This window comes from Halobacillus sp. (assembly GCF_049282395.1).
Lineage (GTDB): Bacteria > Bacillota > Bacilli > Bacillales > Halobacillaceae > Halobacillus.
The window spans coordinates 1-2,253 of record NZ_JBAPTY010000169.1 but is presented as its reverse complement, the minus strand read 5'-3'; the positions used below and the strand labels follow the sequence as shown (position 1 = coordinate 2,253).

The following is a 2,253-nucleotide window of genomic DNA, read 5'->3' as shown; positions in this document are numbered from 1 at the left end:
GGGTTGCCGACCAGTGGGAAGTATTTCCCCTGACGAAATCCTACAGTTCAGATGATGCCAGAAGGCGAGCGAGAAAACAAACGAATTTGAAACAAGGATATCTGGTCCGGTATGCGGATGATTGTGTGCTACGAAAGCAACCAAGCTGCGCGTAAGCGCAGTTAAGGGAGCTATGCTGCACTCAAGATGAGAGTAGGCCTCTCGCAATCGTTATGCAGGTAGAGATTGCAAACCACCTTAAGGTGCTATAGTCAAAAGCTATGGTATTGAGCGTTAAGGAAAAGGCAGGACTAGATCTTGTCAGGTACATATTAAGGAGACGAAAACCATTGAACTGCTGAAGAAGTATCGAAAGCGTAGGAATGTCATCAAAACTGAGGGGGAGTCGTTAACTCAGGATAAGTTCGGAGGAAACCTGTTTACTGTCCGTTCGGTGACCGGTATAAAGGCAGCGTGAACTTAATATAGGCTTGAGTGTGGAACGTAGGAACCTACGACATGGATGCTAAGGAAGAAGTTCAAGTGGAAACCCCACAAGAATTAGAGTACCAATGCCATGTATAGGGACGGAATAACTCGTAGTAACTGTGAAATCTCCTAACGGAGATGGAGTGAAGGGGTTATGTTATTCAGTTTTATGAACAAGTCAACCATCAAATGGGAGGAACTTATGATTAAAACAAAGCCATATGCAATACCTAAAGAATTATTATATGAAGCTTACCTAAAAGTGAAAGTAAACAAGGGTTCAGCAGGAATTGATGAACAATCAATCGAAAATTTCGAAGTGAACCTCAAAGATAACTTGTACAAAATTTGGAATCGAATGTCATCTGGAAGCTATTTTCCTCCAGCAGTTAAGGCCGTGGAAATACCGAAGAAAGCCGGAGGTACTAGAATATTAGGAATTCCAACGGTTGCGGATAGAATTGCCCAGATGACAGTGAAATTATTTTTCGAACCTTCGGTCGAACCATTCTTTCACAACGATTCTTATGGGTACAGACCTAACAAGAGCGCTATCCAAGCAATAGAAACCACACGAAAACGGTGCTGGAAGTACAATTGGGTACTTGAATTCGATATTAAAGGATTATTTGACAACATTGATCATGATTTATTAATGAAAGCAGTGGAAAAGCATACACAAACCGACTGGGTAAAGTTATATATCAAGAGATGGTTGAAAGCACCTTTTCAAACGAAAGAAGGAATAAAAGAACGTACAACAGGGACACCGCAAGGTGGAGTGATTAGCCCGATATTAGCGAATCTTTTTCTTCACTACACGTTTGATAAGTGGATGGCTATTCATCACTCAAAGAATCCGTTTGTTAGGTATGCAGATGACGCAGTCATCCATTGTAGGACGGAAAAAGAGGCAAAGGAAATGTTAGAATGTCTCGATAAGAGAATGAGGGAATGCAAGATTGAATTACATCCAGACAAAACGAAAGTTGTATATTGTAAGGATGCGGATAGAAAAGAAGAGTATGAAAACATCTCATTCGATTTTCTAGGCTATACATTCAGACCTAGGCTGTCAAAGAACAGATGGGGGCGACATTTTGTGAATTTCACACCTGCGATCAGTAATAAATCAAAGAAGTCAATTCGTCAAAAAGTGAGGGATTGGAAACTACAACTGAAAGCAGATAAGAATCTCGAAGATATCTCGAACATGTTTAATCCTGTAATTCAAGGTTGGGTCAATTACTATGGTAAGTTCTACAAATCTGAAATGTATAGTGCTCTAAGGCATATAAATAAAGCCTTAATTATGTGGGCAAGAAGGAAATATAAAAAGTTAGCCAGGCATAAGAAAAGAGCAGAACATTTTATGGGGAGAATTGCGAAACAAAACCCCAGGCTTTTTAAACACTGGGATTTAGGTATTAAGCCTACGGCTGAATAATGGGAGCCGGATGAGCCGAGAGGTTCACGTCCGGTTCTGAGAGGGGCTACTGGGGAGGTTCCAGTGGTCTACTTCCCTTAAAATTCTATGCCGGGATGGAAAGACAGCACAAAGGTGGTACCATGCGGTACGTCTGTACCTCAAAGAGCGTTTGAAACTGGATATCTCACCAGAGAAATCTCAAATTGTAAACTTAAGAAAACGAGAATCGGAGTTCTTAGGGTTCACCATTCGTGCGAATAAAAAGGGTAAGAAACGAGTGGCCCATACTGGGGTCGTTACTTCAAAAAGCGAGAAAATCAAACAGGAAGCGAAGAAACTCATTCGAAGAATGAAAG

At 41.1% G+C, this 2,253-nt stretch carries 1 protein-coding gene and 1 pseudogene; both read left to right on the top strand.

The features are described 5' to 3' along the window. Window positions 1-670 precede the first annotated feature (670 nt). Complete coding sequence (ltrA, locus tag WAM07_RS07840; protein ID WP_422165932.1) at window positions 671-1,915, top strand: group II intron reverse transcriptase/maturase; 1,245 nt, start codon at window positions 671-673, stop codon at window positions 1,913-1,915. 40 nt (window positions 1,916-1,955) lie between these two features. Continuing rightward, window positions 1,956-2,253 (top strand): annotated as a pseudogene (locus tag WAM07_RS07835) (group II intron reverse transcriptase/maturase); the annotation flags it as partial.